The organism is Acinetobacter sp. YH12072 (assembly GCF_013419565.1).
Classification (GTDB): Bacteria; Pseudomonadota; Gammaproteobacteria; order Pseudomonadales; family Moraxellaceae; genus Acinetobacter.
This window is the reverse complement of record NZ_VOZV01000033.1, coordinates 13,283-31,339: the sequence shown is the minus strand read 5'-3', so window position 1 is coordinate 31,339 and position 18,057 is coordinate 13,283. Positions and strand designations below refer to the sequence as shown.

The 18,057-nt window shown below is 42.7% G+C and carries 14 protein-coding genes and 1 pseudogene; 8 read left to right on the top strand and 7 right to left on the bottom strand.

Annotated features, from left to right (window positions below; all coding sequences use genetic code 11):
• Positions 1 to 227: pseudogene (locus FTU19_RS13080) on the bottom strand (IS982 family transposase); the annotation flags it as partial.
• A gap of 78 nt (positions 228 to 305) precedes the next feature.
• Here FTU19_RS13080 and FTU19_RS13075 point away from each other — a divergent pair.
• Both FTU19_RS13075 and FTU19_RS16445 read left to right on the top strand, forming a co-directional pair.
• Positions 306 to 1,465, top strand: a protein-coding gene (locus tag FTU19_RS13075; protein ID WP_179993407.1) for an IS3 family transposase whose coding sequence is annotated in 2 segments (ribosomal slippage) — positions 306 to 540 and positions 540 to 1,465 — 1,161 coding nt in all. Because the reading frame shifts where the segments join, the coding sequence is not laid out codon by codon here.
• A 5-nt stretch (positions 1,466 to 1,470) separates the two neighbouring features.
• Complete coding sequence (locus FTU19_RS16445) at positions 1,471 to 3,624, top strand: type I secretion C-terminal target domain-containing protein (protein WP_373684972.1); 2,154 nt, start codon at positions 1,471 to 1,473, stop codon at positions 3,622 to 3,624.
• A gap of 102 nt (positions 3,625 to 3,726) precedes the next feature.
• Here the strand turns inward: FTU19_RS16445 and FTU19_RS13065 are convergent, their stop codons facing one another.
• Both FTU19_RS13065 and FTU19_RS13060 read right to left on the bottom strand, forming a co-directional pair.
• Positions 3,727 to 4,182: a hypothetical protein gene (locus FTU19_RS13065; RefSeq protein ID WP_034706330.1), complete on the bottom strand. Its 456-nt coding sequence runs from the start codon at positions 4,180 to 4,182 to the stop codon at positions 3,727 to 3,729.
• A gap of 82 nt (positions 4,183 to 4,264) precedes the next feature.
• Positions 4,265 to 4,873, bottom strand: coding sequence for a DUF805 domain-containing protein (locus FTU19_RS13060; protein WP_159124294.1), 609 nt, complete (start codon positions 4,871 to 4,873; stop codon positions 4,265 to 4,267).
• A gap of 525 nt (positions 4,874 to 5,398) precedes the next feature.
• Here FTU19_RS13060 and FTU19_RS13055 point away from each other — a divergent pair.
• Positions 5,399 to 5,989, top strand: coding sequence for a DUF4142 domain-containing protein (locus tag FTU19_RS13055; protein ID WP_180131510.1), 591 nt, complete (start codon positions 5,399 to 5,401; stop codon positions 5,987 to 5,989).
• A gap of 81 nt (positions 5,990 to 6,070) precedes the next feature.
• Here FTU19_RS13055 and FTU19_RS13050 read toward each other — a convergent pair whose 3' ends face one another.
• From FTU19_RS13050 to FTU19_RS13045, 3 genes are all read right to left on the bottom strand, one after another.
• Positions 6,071 to 7,354 (bottom strand): ribonucleotide-diphosphate reductase subunit beta, encoded by a 1,284-nt coding sequence (locus FTU19_RS13050; RefSeq protein WP_004785102.1) that lies wholly within the window; start codon positions 7,352 to 7,354, stop codon positions 6,071 to 6,073.
• A 138-nt stretch (positions 7,355 to 7,492) separates the two neighbouring features.
• Positions 7,493 to 7,624: a hypothetical protein gene (locus FTU19_RS16365; RefSeq protein ID WP_005237071.1), complete on the bottom strand. Its 132-nt coding sequence runs from the start codon at positions 7,622 to 7,624 to the stop codon at positions 7,493 to 7,495.
• A 478-nt stretch (positions 7,625 to 8,102) separates the two neighbouring features.
• Positions 8,103 to 10,937 (bottom strand): ribonucleoside-diphosphate reductase subunit alpha, encoded by a 2,835-nt coding sequence (locus FTU19_RS13045; protein WP_180131507.1) that lies wholly within the window; start codon positions 10,935 to 10,937, stop codon positions 8,103 to 8,105.
• 569 nt (positions 10,938 to 11,506) lie between these two features.
• On the opposite strand from FTU19_RS13045, the gene bfmR reads away from it, so the two are divergent.
• Both bfmR and bfmS read left to right on the top strand, forming a co-directional pair.
• On the top strand, positions 11,507 to 12,223 hold the full coding sequence (gene bfmR / locus FTU19_RS13040; protein ID WP_004785097.1) for a response regulator transcription factor BfmR: 717 nt from the start codon (positions 11,507 to 11,509) through the stop codon (positions 12,221 to 12,223).
• 41 nt (positions 12,224 to 12,264) lie between these two features.
• Positions 12,265 to 13,941 carry a sensor histidine kinase BfmS gene (gene bfmS, locus FTU19_RS13035; RefSeq protein ID WP_180131504.1) on the top strand — a complete coding sequence of 559 codons (1,677 nt, stop codon included), beginning with the start codon at positions 12,265 to 12,267 and terminating at the stop codon, positions 13,939 to 13,941.
• A gap of 61 nt (positions 13,942 to 14,002) precedes the next feature.
• On the opposite strand, the gene FTU19_RS13030 is transcribed toward bfmS, so the two are convergent.
• Complete coding sequence (locus tag FTU19_RS13030; protein ID WP_004785094.1) at positions 14,003 to 14,359, bottom strand: hypothetical protein; 357 nt, start codon at positions 14,357 to 14,359, stop codon at positions 14,003 to 14,005.
• A gap of 574 nt (positions 14,360 to 14,933) precedes the next feature.
• Between FTU19_RS13030 and ndhC the strand changes: the two genes are divergently transcribed.
• The 3 genes from ndhC to nuoC all read left to right on the top strand — a co-directional run bounded on the left by ndhC (position 14,934) and on the right by nuoC (position 18,044).
• Positions 14,934 to 15,479: an NADH-quinone oxidoreductase subunit A gene (gene ndhC, locus FTU19_RS13025; protein ID WP_004785092.1), complete on the top strand. Its 546-nt coding sequence runs from the start codon at positions 14,934 to 14,936 to the stop codon at positions 15,477 to 15,479.
• A 6-nt stretch (positions 15,480 to 15,485) separates the two neighbouring features.
• Positions 15,486 to 16,166, top strand: a complete 681-nt coding sequence (locus FTU19_RS13020; protein ID WP_004785090.1) for an NADH-quinone oxidoreductase subunit B family protein — start codon at positions 15,486 to 15,488, stop codon at positions 16,164 to 16,166.
• A 90-nt stretch (positions 16,167 to 16,256) separates the two neighbouring features.
• A complete protein-coding gene (nuoC, locus tag FTU19_RS13015; protein ID WP_034702039.1) occupies positions 16,257 to 18,044 on the top strand; it encodes an NADH-quinone oxidoreductase subunit C/D in 1,788 nt (595 codons plus the stop codon).
• Positions 18,045 to 18,057: the final 13 nt, after the last annotated feature.

The window sequence follows — 18,057 nt, the reverse complement described above, 5'->3', positions numbered from 1 at the left end:
TTAAATAAATGATTTTTATCCTGTTTCAACCATGTGAAAAATGCTTTGAAATTAGTGAAATGAGAACATTTATACCAGATCGCGATAAAAGTGATTTCTGAGATACTCAAGTGAGCGGTTCGGACTCCGGAGAAACGACGACTTTGTTTAAGGAAATTCCAGTAGGTTGCTTCAAATTTAAGAAAGAAATCATCAATTACGCAAAATAATTCGGTACTATTAAACATCGGGATGATCCTAGACAAAATAATGGACAGCACGTGCCTCTAAAGATAACGTAACTTTAATCTTTGGAGATTCAAGAAATGGCTAAACGTTTTAGTCCCGAATTTAAACAGCAAGCGATTGATTATGCACTTTCAAACTCACACGAGTCTGTAGCTGCAATCGCCCAGAAATTAGGTGTGGGTTATTCAACATTAGATAAATGGATTCGTGAAACCAATCCGGCAGGTTCAAGCAAACGTCAACTTTCACCAGAACAACAGCGGATCGTGGAATTAGAGAAAGAAGTCAAACAGCTCAAGGAAGCCAATGACATCTTAAAAAAAGCGCATGTGTACTTTCTAACAGATCATGCCAAGAAAAGTACACGGTAATTCAAGATCTAGATATGAATGAAGTCACCGTATCTTCTGCCTGTAAATGCCTGGGTGTCAGCACTTCAGGCTATTATACCTGGCGAAAACATCAAGCCAATACGGCACAGAAATATAATGACTTAAAAGCCGTATATTGGCAGCATCATGCACGATTGGGTGCACCTTCATTAGTACATGACATGCATGATTTAGGTTACAACATGAGCGAACGTACTATTGGAAGGATCCTAAAAAAGCTTGGTTTACGTAGCAGGATTGCACGTAAATACAAGCATACGACTGATTCAACCCATCGTTTGCCTACAGCACCCAACTTGTTGGATCGCCAATTTACAGCTACTCAGCCTAATAAAGTCTGGACAACAGACATTACCTATATCCGCACTAAAGAAGGTTGGTTGTATTTATGTGTGATGCTAGATTTATTTAGCCGTCGTATCGTGGGGTGGCAAACCAGCCATCGAATAGACCGCCAGTTGGTGTGTGATACGTTTAACTATGCAATGGCTCGTCAGGGTTATCCAACTGGTGTTATGGTTCATTCGGACCAAGGCTCACAGTACTGTAGTCGTGATTTTAGAGCGCTGTTACTGAAAAATGATTGTACTCAGAGTATGTCTAGACGTGGAAACTGTTGGGATAATGCAGTGACTGAAAGCTTCTTTCATACATTAAAAGGTCATGTGGTACATGGCAGTGTGTTTTCGACTCGAAAAGAAGCGAATGCTGTCTTGTTTGACTATATTGAAATTTATTACAATCGAGTCAGAAGACATTCTGCAAACGGCTGGTTAAGTCCAGAAGCCTTTGAACAGAAATATATTAAAAGTTTAGAGGGGCTGGTTGTCCACGATACTGTCTAGGATCAATTAGTGGCCCCGTACTTTTAGCTGCGGAAGTTAATGCCAATGGCAATATCGAGCTTAGTTTTAATGAAGCACTGGATGCAGATAATTTACCTCCTTTAGATAGTCTGGTCGTTACAGTGGGTACCGCACCAGATCAAACTACAGTCGATGTAATTAATATTGTTGCCGATGGAAATACCTTAACGCTGATTACCAGTCCGGTGATTGCAGCAGGTCAGGCTGTCAGTGTGGAATATATCGATCCAACTGCTCGGAATGATGAGAATGCCATTCAGGACTTGGCAGGGAACGATGCGGCAAGCTTTACTACAGCGGATCTACCAAATGGAGTTGTAAATAATTCAGAACGTTTACTGAATCTTGCCGATGATAATGTGTCCGCAATTTTGGAAGGATCACAAGATGCAACTGTATTGGAAACATATAGTGATAGTAGTGGTATCGACGTGCTCAATGGCACTTCGGAAGTTGCCGTGGTCGATTTTACGATTGAGGAAAATATTTCTAGCGTGGTGATTGCAGTACAGCAAGAAAATCTGGTTAGCTTGGCGAATGCCTTTACTTTCGTGGTACGTAATACAACCACTGGCGAAGAATTTGAGGTCGCTTCAGCAAATACCAGTCAAGGCGGCTTAGTTGCTGGTGCATTGGGACTGGAGCTGCTGGGTGGAGTAGCAGATGCTCAAGGATTGAGACTGGATATTAATGACTTGCCTGCTGGAACCTATGAAGTCTCGGTATATGGTGATTCTTCACAATTAGCAGATATCCTGACCACTATAGATTTAGCGAATTTAGGCGATAACACGGTTAACAATCTGGTGTCAGATACTGTATTAGGTTTACTCGAAGCTACCTTGACTGGCCAAAACGCTGATCCTCGTGGAATTCTGGAGCAATTGACACTTCGTGAGTTATTGGATTTAACTACAGGTTCTTCTGTACCAATTATAAATACTTTAACCACAGCAGTTGATTCAGTCTTGTCATTGGCTCTGGATAACATACTAGTTCGCCCAATATTAGGTGATGTATACAATACCTCCGTAGGGAGTTTACTTGCAGGAAATGGAGGCGGGGCATTAGGATTCCTATTAACTACTTTAGGATTGGGTACAGCATTAGATGCGCTTCTAAATGGAATTTTAGAAGGGGTAGATGGTGCAGGCCAGGCATTATTCGATAACCTGGTTGAACCACTAGTTAGCGATATTTTGCTAGATACCGTGCTTGAAGAAACTGGCCTAACGACTGGTTTAAATACCTTGCTCGGATCATTAAATACATTGCTAAGTACTTTAGGGCTGGATGATGTTTTACCAGCTGTTGATGGCTTAATAGACCTGATCGCTCAAGAAGCCTTAAGTAATCCATTAACGCTATTTGGTGGAACCACTGCTGAAGTCTACGAAGTCAATGGAGAAATCTACCGTGCAACAGGCAATATTCAGGAAACTTCAGCCGACGGCACACAAGCGGATAATTGGGCGGGTGGCGTATTAACTGAGATTAATGGGCAGCCAGTAACTTTCGATTTAAGTGATGAGGGAGGTAACTTTACCATTACCGAAGGGACGTATGGTGAGCTCAAACTCTATGAAAATGGTAATTTCAGTTATGAATACAATAGTGCAGTAGGACAGGGCCCATTACTCAGTGAGGTATTTGAATATACGGTAACGCGTAATGCGGGACAGGCCGATCAGGAAAGTGCTTCAGCAAATCTGGTGATCAATATTGATCAGGTAAACCAGATTCTTAACTATGCCGACGATCCAGCAGATAACCTGTTACAGGGTGGTGCAGGTGATGACATCCTGACAGGTGGTGCAGGAGCAGATACAGCGATCTATTATTTACTAAATAATGCTGATGCAACTGGCGGCAATGGTACATATACCTGGACTGACTTCAATGCAGTTGAAGGTGACACCATCGATGTATCTGCATTATTAAGTGATCAGGCAGTAGATGCGTCAAATCTGGGGAACTATATCACGCTCGAACAACGTGGAGATGATACAGTCGTGACGATCGATCGTGATGGTTCCGATACCAATACCACCTTTGCACGCGCTGATTTGCTGATATTACAGAATGTAGACAGTGCAACTTTACAGCTGGATGACATCATTAAATATAATCCAATCTAATCAGAAGTTTTTAAAATGGATTATTCATAAAAATTTATGATGTCATTGAACTTCAATTAAAAAATCCCGCTTAATGCGGGGTTTTTTAATTTTATATGGCATTTAAAGTGTTAAAAACCAGATAGAAGCAGCAATGACGACAATTAAGATAACCAGAAAGATTTTTAGATTGGTTTTAGGATAAGTGGTGCTTAAGCTCGCTTTCGTAATTTCCTGACCTGCGGGATCATACAGAATCACCTTTTGTGCACTATTTTCATAACCTAATTCTAGCAGGGCACGCTGTTCAAGAGCTGTCAGACCCTCTTCAGGCATATCCATAACTTGCAGCAGCGTTGTAGAGCCCCAAAGTTTTTGAACAATTGAAGTAGATACCAGCTGTTTTAGGGTGTCTGAGGCAGCATTAAAGTCGGCAATGATGCTGCGTTCATGCGCATAGGGAACGGGAGGGACCATTGTTTGCACAATCGTGCCCTCATTGTCCATCAGTTGCATTTTATCTTTATAAATTTGCACCCATATTGCATTGGGAAGTTTGGATAACTGATCTTGCAGCATGAATTGCCTACGTATTGCTTTGATATTAAATTAAATAATCTATAAACATATCCCGTATCAAGACGGGATATGTAATGTTCCATTACTTGGCAGGAGCACCATATTCATTATTTTCTTTTTTGGTATCACTTGCCCACCAGATAATGAGTAAAATGGCTCCTATCCCTGTCAGTACAAGCAATTGCCACCATCCAGAGCGTCCAATGTCATGCAAGCGACGTGCCCCTACAGCCAGACTTGGGAGCAGAAGCGCTAAATTTAGCAGGCCATTCACCAAAGGTTTGGTGCCTAAAACTGCATCAATGGCTTCACTAATAATGCTTAAAATTACACAAAACAGCATAAAGAACCAAAATTCTTTACGGCGTGCACGACCTGAAAAGTTTGCATAATTGGTTAGACATTTTACAAACCAGTCGATACTGCTGTAATTCTCTTCAGCCTGATCCAGATTGGAATATTTATTAATCTGATTGCTAATGCTTTCTCCCAGATGAATCGAGTTTCCCAAAGCCAGATAAATATCTGCTGCCTGACCGGTTGAGTTAACAATAAAATCAACCCGGTCACCGCGTGAAGGAGGGCGTTGTCCACGCCAGTCTGCACCGCTAAAACTGTAGCGGTTGTTATCATCCCCTGTGATAAAACCCGTATTATCTTGAATAGAAAAATCCAGGATGGAACCTTTCATAAGCCCTCTCTATTTATCTTCTGGCTATTATGGATTTGTATAAATATTATTCATATATGGCCGATAGTAGCATAGGAAATTTATTTTGAGATCAAGCTTTTATAAAAATATTTAGGTAATAAATTTTCACTATCTAAAGCTAGAAGTTCTGATTAATAAGAAGTTGATTTAGCCGATAACAAATAATTTAGTTAAATTTAGATTTTCTTAATTTGTTGAATAATAAGAAATGATTCAAGGGAAGAAAAACTGAAATAAATTTAATAAAGCTAAAAATATACCAATATTTATAAAAATAATTTAAATCAATGACTTAATTAATTTTAGTATTTTATTCAATATGAATATATTGCGAATTTTTACGTAGAGTTTGAATAAGAAACTAATCCCCAACAGACTTTGCTTAAGTTAATAAATGCTTATATATTGATCTCATAAAACAACTTAAACATTAAACTGTTTTTAAGTGAATTCACCTATTTTATAAAGGCAATTTTAATTAATAAAACATTAAAGGGTGTCATGATGAAAGCTATTCTAATGAAGAAGATGATTAACTGCGTTGCGATGAGTGGTGTATTGCTATTCACTGCTGGTCAAACAATGGCAATGAATCAGCAATCTTCAACTGCTGCTCAAGCAAATTCTAAAGCATCAAATGACAGCCGAATGAATTTAACTGAGAGCCAAGTGATTAAGGTTGTAAGTACGGTCAATAACGGTGAAATCAAACAGGCAAAAACAGCCTTGCCTAAGCTTAAAACAGATGACGCACGTAAGTATGCGCAAATGATGATTAGCGAACATACAGCGAACGAGAAAAAAGGCCAGGCTCTGGCAGACCGTTTAAAATTAACTCCTCAAGCAAGCAGTCTCAGTACGGCATTGCAAAGCGATAGTGACAAGATTGTTACTGACCTGAGCAAGCCATCTGCAGCCGATAAAGACTATATGATGAGTCAGGTTGAAGTACATCGTAAAGCCCTGAACACTTTGGATACACAATTGATTCCAAATGCGAAAAATGCGGAATTAAAAAGCATGTTGACGCACACCCGTACTGCGGTAGCGACACATCTGAAAAAAGCTGAACAAATCGTTGAAAAGATGAAGTAAGTTAAGCATTCATCCAATAAAAAAACCGCCATTTTGGCGGTTTTTTTTGATCATAATACTTTATATATTATGTGATATTTCTTACCAGCTTAACGCGCCACCAGTTTGATAATCTGTTACGCGAGTTTCGAAGAAGTTCTTCTCTTTACGTAGATCCATCATTTCTGACATCCACTGGAATGGATTGTTCACACCAGTAAACTGTTCAGGCAAGCCTAACTGGCTCAAGCGACGGTTACAGATAAATTTCAGGTATTCTTCCATCATACCGGCATTCATGCCCAATACACCGCGTGGCATCGTGTCACGTGCATATTCGATTTCAAGCATGGTGCCTTCAAGGATCATCTGAATCACTTCTTGCTGGAATTCAGCAGTCCACAGATGTGGGTTCTCGATCTTGATCTGGTTGATCATATCAATACCGAAGTTCAGGTGCATAGATTCATCACGCAGGATGTACTGGAATTGCTCAGCAACACCATTCATCTTGTTACGACGACCCATAGACAGAATTTGGGTGAAACCGCAGTAGAAGAAGATACCTTCAAGTACACAGTAGAATGCGATCAGGTTGCGAAGCAAGATCTGGTCGTTTTCTGGTGTACCGGTTTTGAAAGTAGGATCACTTAGAGATTGTGTATATTTCAAGCCCCAAGCCGCTTTACGTGCAACTGATGGGACTTCGCGGTACATGTTGAAGACTTCACCTTCGTCCATACCTAAAGACTCGATACAGTACTGGTAAGCATGCGTATGAATCGCTTCTTCAAATGACTGACGCAGGATGTACTGACGGCATTCAGGGTTGGTGATGTGACGGTAGATCGCCAATACCAGATTGTTTGCTACTAGTGAATCCGCAGTAGAGAAGAAACCAAGTGAACGCATCACGATGGTACGTTCATCTTCAGTCAAGCCATTTTCAGACTTCCACAACGCGATGTCGTGGTTCATGTTGATTTCTTGAGGCATCCAGTGGTTCGCACAACCATCCAGATATTTCTGCCAAGCCCATTCGTATTTGAATGGCACTAACTGGTTCAAGTCAGCACGGCAGTTGATCATACGTTTATCATCAACCTGTACACGCTGTGCGCCCATCTCAAGTTCTTCAAGACCAGGCGCAACGTCCAGTTGGTCTAGGGAAGCAGATGCTCTTGCCAGTGAATCGGTTGAATTTGATCCTGCGCTTCGAGGGGCTGCAGCGGGTTGTGCAGCTGCCACATTCGACGATGTGTTGCTTGCATCAGATACCATCTGCGGATTAGCCGTTTTTTTCGGCTCGACGGGCGTAGGCTGCTGTTCAGGTGCAGCCGGTTTTTGCGAATCATCTTCGAAATCGTCCCAACTTAGGATAGACATATCAATTCTCTCTAGTTGCTTTATATCTTTTATTAGACATCCAGCAGTGCTGAGATGTCTTACTATACGCTCAATTTGTGTAAACAAAATTAAGTTTTGTCGATGAATGCTCTGAATTTGTTCAGAGATAAATCCCCACTACTTATTTTGTTTACGCTGTTGCTGGCGAACTTTAAACCAGAAATAAGCAATCGGTGCGTAAAAGGTAACGGCAAAGGAAAGGATCAATGCCACAAGTCCTAACATGTAATTGTGAGTCATATGGGGCACCAAATTTCCTTTTTGTTCTAAGTTGTGGATTCCAGACTAATCTAGAAATCCACGTTTAAGTTTTAAATCATCATTTGATTTTGCGAATCTGTTTGATTGTCGTTTTTGGATGAGCTAAAGCATAAGCTTTAGTCACGAAGCGACCGTCAATAGCACTTTTATAAATCACGCGCTTGGACATCATCTATTCCTCCTTCTTCAAAGAAAATGACTTGTACTGGCTCGAGATAGTTTTCAGTGCTACAATCTAACTCGCATTGATTATGCCAGCCTCGTTGTGACCATTTTGGTATCACTTCGAGATTAAAAGCCCCTACGAGTTTTGATCGGCCTGTAGTGGGCTTTTTTTATTGTCTAAATTTCTTGAATCCCACTAAATCCCCCCTTTTGCAAAGGGGGACTTGCATCCCGCCATTTGCTTCGAGGAATCTCCCTCCTTTGAAAAAGGAGGGTCGGGGTGGATTAGGAACCCGTCAGATTACTGACAAGCCTCACAATCAGGATTGTCAATTGAACATGCTTGTGGCACTGGTGCTGCTTGAGTGAAACCTTCTTCCTCTACAGGTGCTTCAGGTTTTTTCTCTTCAACCGCTGGCGCTGCAACTACAGGAGCAGCAACAGTTGCAGGTTTAACTGCATTCAATGCGCCCGTGTTAATGGTTGATTTCTCGGCAGAAGTTGCACCTAAGGCACGTAGGTAATAAGTGGTTTTCAGACCGCGTAACCAAGCCATCTTGTAAGTGATGTCTAGTTTCTTACCGTTTGCACCCGCGATGTACAGGTTCAGCGATTGCGCCTGATCGATCCATTTTTGACGACGAGAAGCAGCATCAACAATCCAGCGTGGCTCAACTTCAAACGCAGTCGCAAAGATCGCTTTTAATTCTTCAGGAATACGAGAAATCTTTTGTACTGAACCTTCGAAATGTTTCAGGTCATTGACCATCACTGCATCCCAAAGACCACGTTCTTTCAACGCACGTACCAGGTACGGGTTGATCACTGTGAATTCACCAGACAGGTTAGATTTCACATACAGGTTCTGGAATGTAGGCTCGATTGACTGAGACACGCCACAAATGTTTGAAATGGTTGCAGTCGGAGCAATCGCCATCACATTCGAATTACGCATACCGTCTTTTTGAACTTTGGCACGTAAAGTGTCCCAGTCCAGACGTTGTGTGCGGTCTACTTCAAACATGCGTTCTGGACGAGTTTTCGCAACCAGGTCAAGTGAGTCGATTGGCAGAATACCTTGATCCCACAGTGAACCTTTGAATGTTTCATACGTACCGCGTTCAACAGCAAGGTCACTTGAAGTTGAAATTGCGTAGTAAGAAATCACTTCCATTGATTCATCAGCAAACTCAACCGCAGCGTCAGAACCGTAAGCCATACCCATTTCGTAAAGCGCATCCTGGAAGCCCATGATACCCATACCGACTGGACGGTGTTTCAGGTTCGAGTTACGTGCTTGTGGAACTGCGTAGTAGTTGATGTCGATCACGTTATCGAGCATACGAACCGCAGTTTTTACTGTACGAGCCAGTTTTTCACGATCCAGCTTGCCGCCTTGAACGTGTTGTACCAGGTTGATCGAACCTAAATTACATACTGCGATTTCTTCTTTGCTGGTGTTCAGGGTGATTTCTGTACACAGGTTAGAAGAGTGAACCACACCTACGTGTTGTTGTGGTGAACGCAGGTTACATACGTCTTTGAACGTGATCCATGGGTGGCCTGTTTCGAACAGCATAGACAGCATTTTGCGCCACAAATCTTTTGCACGGATTTTCTTGTGCAACATGTTTGTTTCTTTGGCAATGCTTTCGTAGTAAGCATAACGCTCAGCGAATTCTGCACCAGTCAGATCATGAAGATCAGGCGTTTCAGAAGGTGTGAACAGTGTCCATTCAGCATCTTCGAATACACGTTGCATGAACAGGTCAGGAACCCAGTTCGCAGTGTTCATGTCGTGAGTACGACGACGGTCATCACCCGTATTCTTACGCAGCTCAAGGAATTCTTCGATATCCAGATGCCAGGTTTCCAGGTATGCACATACCGCACCTTTACGTTTACCACCCTGATTTACTGCAACAGCAGTATCGTTGGCAACTTTAAGGAATGGCACCACACCTTGAGACTTACCGTTTGTACCTTTAATGTAAGAGTTCAGGGCACGAACTGGAGTCCAGTCATTACCTAAACCGCCTGCCCATTTAGACAGCATTGCGTTATCACGCATCGCGCCATAGATGTCAAACAGATCATCATCAATTGTAGTTAAGTAGCAGCTAGATAACTGTGGACGTAGCGTACCTGAGTTGAACAGGGTAGGCGTAGACGCCATGTAGTCGAAGCTAGACAATAAGTTATAGAACTCGATTGCACGGTCTTCACGGTTATCTTCGTTCAGGGCAAGACCCATAGACACACGCATGAAGAACAATTGCGGCAATTCGAAACGCACGCCATCTGAGTGGATAAAGTAACGGTCAAATAGGGTTTGCAGACCTAGGTAAGTGAACTGGTTTGAACGTTCTGGTTGAATCGCTGCAGCCAGCTTAGCCAGGTCAAAGTTTAACAATTCAGGTGAAAGAAGCTCTAACTCAATCCCTTTTTTCAGGAAAGTTTCAAGTGCATCACCTTCATTAGTATCAGTGGATAGACCCAAGAACTCTAAACCGGTAGCCACCAGGTCATCACGCAACAGACGTGCAGTCACATAAGTATAGTTAGGTTCTTGCTCAATACGGGTACGAGTTGCCATCATCATTGTGGTAGAGATGTCAGACTCTTTTACACCGTTATAAAGATTTTTTACGGTCTCATCGACAATCGCCTGTACGTCGATCCCTTCAAGGCCTTCAGCAGCACGAGTCACAGTCGCAGTCAATTCGCTTAAGTCAAGCGGCTTTAACTTACCTTCTGCATCAGTGACTTGCAGTGTAGGGTGATGGTTGGCACCTAACTGTTTGCGCGCTTCAGAACGTTGTTCACGGTAGATGACATAGGCACGTGCAACTTTCTGTTCGCCAGTACGCATCAGCGCAAGTTCAACCTGATCTTGAATTTCTTCGATATGGATCGTACCACCCGATGGTAAACGGCGTTTGAATGTATTCAGAACCATTTCCGTTAATTGTTCGATACGGTCGTGTATACGGCTCGAATCTGCACTTTGCTGGCCTTCTACTGCCAAAAATGCTTTTCCAATTGCAACAGAAATTTTTTCTGCATCAAAAGCGGCAACATCACCGGTGCGTTTAATCACCTGAAGTTGACCCGGAGTGGACGTGATTACGCTCATGTTAGCATAGCTCCATTGTCATCTATTTTTATGTTTATGGACCGTTTGAACTGGGCAAAAATCGTGCCACAGTGTTCGAGGAATAAACACAAGACCTAGTGGTTATAAAATTAATTGAACACAAGATACGGGAAAATTTAGGGTAGATCAATATTGACATTTTGCTAAATATTTTTCTGAAGTTTTATCTTAATCTTTTGCAAAAAGATCCCAATTTTTATTGATTCTTGCATAAGCCTTATCCGGCAAGGCATAGCATATCAAAGCTGGCAAAAAGTGCTTATAGATAACATTGTGGATAACTAAAAAGGCCTGAATCAACTAGTCACATTTTGTTCAGATTAAGCTTTAATCGATGCAAATAAGCCGACAAACGGTAGTTAAATGCACATTCGAGTAAAATGTGCACGATAAAATATTACAAAATGCTACTTTGATGTATTGGTTTGGTGAATGCTATCTTGTTTACAATGTAAACGTGTGTATATTGCAAGCATATTAAAAACGTATCTATTGGATTTCAAAAGGATACGTCCGTAGCATACGTCCATCAAATAAAGGGGCAACACATGAGCCAAGAAGAAAAGTTACCTAAAATTCTAATTGTTGAAGATGATGAGCGTCTTGCTCGTTTAACACAAGAATACCTCATTCGTAATGGTCTTGAGGTTGGGGTAGAGCCGGATGGTAACCGTGCTATTCGTCGTATTATTGCTGAGCAACCAGACATGGTGGTTCTAGATGTCATGTTGCCAGGTGCTGATGGTTTGACCATCTGTCGTGAAGTTCGTCCACATTATCATCAACCGATTTTAATGCTAACTGCACGTACTGAAGATATGGATCAGGTCTTAGGTCTGGAAATGGGTGCAGATGACTATGTCGCTAAACCGGTTCAGCCGCGTGTCCTGCTGGCTCGTATTCGTGCTTTATTGCGTCGTACCGACAAGGTGCCTGAAGATGAAGTGGCTCAGCGCATCGAATTTGATGACCTGGTGATCGACAATGGTGGTCGTTCAGTGACCTTAAATGGTGAGCTGGTTGACTTTACCAGTGCCGAATATGACCTGTTGTGGCTGCTGGCTTCAAATGCGGGCCGCATCCTGTCACGTGAAGATATCTTTGAGCGTTTACGCGGCATCGAATATGACGGTCAAGACCGTTCAATTGATGTGCGTATCTCGCGCATTCGTCCAAAAATTGGTGACGATCCTGAAAATCCAAAACGTATTAAAACAGTACGTAGTAAAGGTTATCTATTCGTCAAAGAAACTAACGGTATCTAATCGGTGCCTTTAGCCGCCTGAATAAACAGGATAATTAATAGGTGTTTAAACACAGTATATTTTTGCGGATATACGCAGGCCTGGTCATGCTTGTGGTCCTGGTGGCAGTATTCAGCTATCTGCTGGTACAGATCATCAACTACCAGCGTGCGCAAGAGTATCGTGAATCCCTGACTAATGGTATGGCATATATCATCAGTGAGGGGGTTGCGAGACAGCCTAATCTGCAGCAAAAGATGGATTGGGTTTCAGATGCGTCTGATCTGTTGGAATTGCCGATCTACTATGTCGAAGCCAGTAAAGTGGATATTACCCGAGCGGAAGGTCGACGTCTGGCTGACCGTAAGGCAGTCGTGCGTTGGGATGCTAAAACTGGGGTAGCTTATATTGTCATTGGGCTACGCGATGATCCAAGTCATTATCTTTATATTAAGGCGGATAATATTACTGAACGTCAGATGAAGGCTTTACCGGTCTTTATTCTGGACTATCTGGTGTACTACCCAGGTCAGGAAAAAGAATACCTGAAGCGAATTCAGGACTATTTCTCTTATCCAATCTCGATCGAAAATGTCCAGAGCCTGCCACTAGATTCCGAGCAGATCGGACGTTTGCGTCTGGATCACAGCATTATTTTATATCGTGATAGTGCCTCAATTCGCGGCACTACAATTTCGATCATTTCTCCTATTCCTAGCTCTACGTCTGAAGTGCTGGTGATGGGGCCAGTGCCGTTATTTAACTGGATGCCATTCCAGTTAGCTGCCGGGATTACCTTACTGAGCCTGTTTGTCTTAAGTCTGGGGATTTATGGTCTGCTGGTGCCAATGCAGCGTAAACTGCGAGAAGTGAGCTATGCCCTGAATAAGATGAAAACCGGGAACATGTCATTGCGTCTTCCAGTAGAGGGCAGTGATGAGATGGCGACGCTGGCTTCCAGCTATAACAATATGTCGGACCATATTCAGCGCCTGATTGAAGCGCAGCGTGAATTGATGCGTGCTGTATCGCATGAGCTGCGTACACCGGTTGCCCGTATCCGTTTTGCTGTGGAAATGATGGCAGATGAAGACGACTATGATTATCGCTTGCAGCAGGTTGAGCAGATCGATAAGGATATTGAAGCCTTAAATACCTTGATCGATGAAATCATGACCTATGCCAAACTGGAACAGGGCATGCCTTCAATTGAATTTGAAGATATTGATCTGTTTGAAGTGTTGGAGCAGGTGGCCGTCGAAACAGATGCTCTAAAAACTGGCAAAGAAGTCGAAGTGCTGCCAATGCCAGTACCTGTAACCGTAGAGGCTGAACGACGTTACCTGCATCGTGTGGTGCAAAATCTGGTAGGGAATGCAGTACGCTACTGTGAGCAGAAAATCCTGATCAGCGGCGGACTAGATGCTAAGGGCATGGCGTATATCTGTGTAGAAGATGATGGTCCGGGGATTCCGGAAGCTGACCGTGCTCGTATCTTTGAGGCTTTTGCCCGACTGGATGATAGTCGTACCCGTGCTTCAGGGGGTTATGGTTTGGGCTTGTCTATTGTCAGCCGGATTGCTTACTGGTTTGGTGGAGAGATTCAGGTTGATCAAAGTCCGACACTGAGTGGTGCACGCTTTATCATGATTTGGCCAGCCAGCCGTTACGGTAAAAAAATCAAGCAAAAACCAATCGAAAAACTGGAAAGAGCTGAAGTGTCAGATCAATCAGAATAAGAGTTTAGCTGAGAAAAAACGATACATAGGTATCGTTTTTTTTATGGCTATTTAAAGGGGATTATTCATGGATGGTAGCATCCGGTTCAATCAGTGGCTTGCCTTCTTTCAGGCTGTTTAAGGCATCAGAATTGAAGTTGATCAGTAGCTTGTTATTTTTAACATCTACCTGATAGCTTTGGATTAGCTTCTGGTCACCAGATAAGGTTTCAAGCTTATACTCATCGGCAATATTCATAATACCGTCCAGGTTAATGCTGGAAGAGGCATAGTCTGTCTGGAAAAGTTTATGAATATCCCCTAAGTCAAAGATTGCATTGCTGGCATCCTGATGTTTTTGGATATAGCTTTCTACATGTCGCATCAATAATTGAGCAAAGAAAAAATAATCAGGTTTATGGGTAAATCGTAGAGACATGCATGGACTCCTTATTGTTACTTTATAAATGTGATAGTGTGTTTAAAAATAGAAATATCATAATCTGAATCAAACTGTTGGACGTGTTGCAAAAATACACAATTGCTCTTTTAAGGCTTACCGAGAGCGGGTAGAAAAGGGGGGCTTCTAATTGAATGACAACATTCATGTTAAACATCTTTTAAAAACACACTTATTTTCCGGAGCATGATGCAAAGGTGAAATGTTTTTAATTGATTCTTTATAAGTTTCGTTTCATTGGGTGGGTAGCCAGCCACTGTAAAAGGAGTGAGGCTTAATTATGCATAGCTTTAAAAGTCTATCTGGGTTTAGAAAAAAATAATGGAAATTTAAACTTTAATTTAAAAAAACGATCGGTTGAGATTCTATGAGCTTAAAGCCAGAATAAAATTAGGAATGTCTAAAAAATCATCCAAAAGACTAAGGCTTATAAACTAGCAAGTGAAATCCAAAATCAGGTACAATTGGCGGGATTAATTTTGTGTTTGGTGTATTTGAAGGCCAATACATACATTCTTTGTTAATAAATCGGCCTGCCAGGAGTTATCCCCGCATGAGTGCCATTACTCCATACGAATGGGCAATTATTGCCTTCGTGATCGGCGTTACATTTTTATGCGTCTTTATGCTCACTGTCCCATTACTCCTCGGGGGTAAATCATGGGGCCGTGCCAAGCAGGAGCAGTTTGAGTCAGGCGTAGTCAGCGCAGGTGGAGCTCGTATCCGCTTGTCTGCGAAATTCTATTTAGTTGCAATTTTCTTTGTAGTCTTCGACCTCGAAGCACTTTACCTGTATGCATGGGCATCTTCTGTTCGTGAAGTAGGTTGGATTGGTTTTGCAACTGCAGCTATCTTTATTTTGGTTTTACTTGTTGGTTTGGTTTACGAATTATCGACAGGCGCACTGAACTGGGCACCTTCAGACAGACGTAAAGCAGCAGGATACAAAGCTAAAATTGGTTCGCCAAATATGGATCTTGCAGAAATTACGCGCTTCAACTCTGTTGAAGAATTGGTTATGGATCCAACTGGTCAAATCCCAGCTCAATCATCTGGTCTTGTGAAAAAATCACAAGTTCAACCCTCTGATAAGGAGTAACTCGGGATGAAATATACATTAACCCGTGCGAATCCGAATGCTGATGAATATCCACTTCAAGAGCGTATCGTTGTAGAAGATCCGCTTCTAGAAGAAGAAGTGAATAAAAATGTGTTCATGACTCGCCTAGAGGATGTAATGCACACAGCAGTGAACTGGGGTCGTAAGAACTCAGTTTGGCCATTTAACTTTGGTACATCTTGCTGCTACGTTGAATATGCAACGACTTTGACCGGTGTACATGACTTGTCACGTTTTGGTGCCGAAGTTATCCGTGCTTCACCGCGTCAGGCAGACTTGATGATCGTAGCAGGTACATGTTTCGTGAAAATGGCTCCGGTAATTCAACGTCTGTATGAACAGATGCTTGAACCGAAATGGGTTATTTCAATGGGTGCATGTGCGAACTCAGGTGGTATGTACGATATCTATTCAGTCGTACAAGGTGTGGATAAGATTATTCCGGTAGATGTATACGTTCCGGGCTGCCCACCACGTCCTGAAGCATTGATCCAGGCATTAATGCTGTTACAAGACCAAATTCAATTAGAGCGTCGTCCGCTGTCTGCGGTAATCGGTGATGATCTTAAGCCAGTGTATAAGCCAAAGATGATGCCGGAACGTGACCGTAAGAAAGACCAGCGTGTGGCTGTGAAGAACTTACGCTCTATGGATGAAATTAAATAATTTAAACGACCGGTTTTTTGTTGTGCACCCGCTATGGGTGTAGTTGTCGTTTAGGTTGACTGAATTTGTATTAAATAGGAAGCCAAGCCAATGGCTGAAACTGACATTGCTATGCCAGAATCAACAGCAGTTGATTCACGCCCAGCATTTGCCATCATTGAAGAGCTCAAAACCAAGTTTGGTGAGAACTTCTTTGTGCAAACAACTTTCGAGGATTTCCCGACAGTTTGGGTTGAGCGCGCACGTGTACAAGAAGTATTGATGTTCTTGCGTACCGTGCCACGTCCATACGTGATGCTATTCGACTTGTCTGCAGTAGATGAGCGTTTACGTACGCACCGTGACGGTTTGCCTGCGTCAGAATTCACAGTGTTCTATCATTTATTATCTTTAGAGCGTAACTGTGACATTCGTATTAAAGTTGCATTAAGCGACAGCGATCTGAATATTCCGACCGCAACGAATATCTGGCCAAATGCGAACTGGTATGAGCGTGAAGCTTATGACATGTTCGGCATCAATTTCGAAGGGCATCCAATGCTCCGTCGTATCTTGTTGCCAACCTACTGGGAAGGTCATCCGCTACGTAAAGAATATTCTGCACGTGCGACTGAATATACTCCGTATATTCAAGACAAAGCCAAGCAGGACTTTGAACAGGAACATCTACGTTTCGTGCCAGAAGACTGGGGTCTGAAGCGCGGTAATGCAGATGAAGATTTCATGTTCCTGAATTTGGGTCCTAACCACCCGTCTGCGCACGGTGCGTTCCGTGTAATTTTGCAGTTGGATGGTGAAGAAGTGAAAGACTGTGTGCCAGATATCGGCTATCACCACCGTGGTGTGGAAAAGATGGCTGAACGTCAAACTTGGCATTCATTCATTCCGTATACTGACCGTGTGGACTATTTGGGTGGTTGTGCTCAAAACATGCCGTATGTGATGGGTGTGGAACAATTGGCAGGCATTACTGTGCCAGACCGCGCACAATGTATCCGTGTCATGATGTCGGAATTGTTCCGTATCAATAACCACTTGCTATACATCGGTACTGCGATTCAGGATGCCGGCGGTATGACCCCTGTATTCTATATGTTCGCTGACCGTCAGAAAGTGTATGACATTGTGGAAGCGATTACTGGTTACCGTATGCATCCAGCATGGTTCCGTATCGGTGGTACTGCACATGACTTGCCAAACGGTTGGGAAAAACTGGTTCGAGACTTGCTCGACTGGATGCCTAAGCGTTTGAACGAATACTATACTGCAGCACTGAAAAACTCTGTATTTGTGGGTCGTACCCGTAATGTGGCTCAGTACGATGCGAAATCTGCATTGGCATGGGGTGTAACAGGTACTGGTCTGCGTGCGACAGGTATCGACTTTGACGTGCGTAAATACCGTCCATACAGTGGTTATGAAAATTACGACTTCGAAGTACCGGTTGAGTACGAAGGCGATGCATATGCTCGTGTGATTGTTCACTTCCGTGAAATCGAACAGTCACTGAAAATCATTAAGCAGTGTCTAGAGAATATGCCATCTGGTGCGTACAAAGCGGACCATCCGCTGGCTGTTCCACCACCAAAAGACAAAACATTACAAGATATTGAAACCTTGATTACGCACTTCTTGAGCGTTTCTTGGGGTCCTGTAATGCCTGCAGGTGAATCATCTGTGATGGCAGAAGTGGTGAAAGGTGCGTCGACTTATTATCTGACTTCAGACAAGTCAACCATGAGTTACCGTACCCGTATTCGTACACCAACTTTCACGCATTTACAGCAAATGCCTTCTGTGATTAACGGCAGTCTTGTATCTGACTTAATCATTTATTTAGCGACAATCGACGTCGTAATGGCTGACGTGGATCGCTAAGGGGTAAACGCAT

What these genes read in the sequence shown, in the direction of transcription:
- FTU19_RS13050 (WP_004785102.1), bottom strand. Translation starts at nt 7,354, where the DNA reads ATGTCTATCCTAAGTTGGGACGATTTCGAAGATGATTCGCAAAAACCG.
- FTU19_RS13055 (WP_180131510.1), top strand. Translation starts at nt 5,399, where the DNA reads ATGAAAGCTATTCTAATGAAGAAGATGATTAACTGCGTTGCGATGAGT.
- FTU19_RS13060 (WP_159124294.1), bottom strand. Translation starts at nt 4,873, where the DNA reads ATGAAAGGTTCCATCCTGGATTTTTCTATTCAAGATAATACGGGTTTT.
- FTU19_RS13030 (WP_004785094.1), bottom strand. Translation starts at nt 14,359, where the DNA reads ATGTCTCTACGATTTACCCATAAACCTGATTATTTTTTCTTTGCTCAA.
- FTU19_RS13045 (WP_180131507.1), bottom strand. Translation starts at nt 10,937, where the DNA reads ATGAGCGTAATCACGTCCACTCCGGGTCAACTTCAGGTGATTAAACGC.
- FTU19_RS13065 (WP_034706330.1), bottom strand. Translation starts at nt 4,182, where the DNA reads ATGCTGCAAGATCAGTTATCCAAACTTCCCAATGCAATATGGGTGCAA.
- bfmR (WP_004785097.1), top strand. Translation starts at nt 11,507, where the DNA reads ATGAGCCAAGAAGAAAAGTTACCTAAAATTCTAATTGTTGAAGATGAT.
- ndhC (WP_004785092.1), top strand. Translation starts at nt 14,934, where the DNA reads ATGAGTGCCATTACTCCATACGAATGGGCAATTATTGCCTTCGTGATC.
- FTU19_RS13020 (WP_004785090.1), top strand. Translation starts at nt 15,486, where the DNA reads ATGAAATATACATTAACCCGTGCGAATCCGAATGCTGATGAATATCCA.
- nuoC (WP_034702039.1), top strand. Translation starts at nt 16,257, where the DNA reads ATGGCTGAAACTGACATTGCTATGCCAGAATCAACAGCAGTTGATTCA.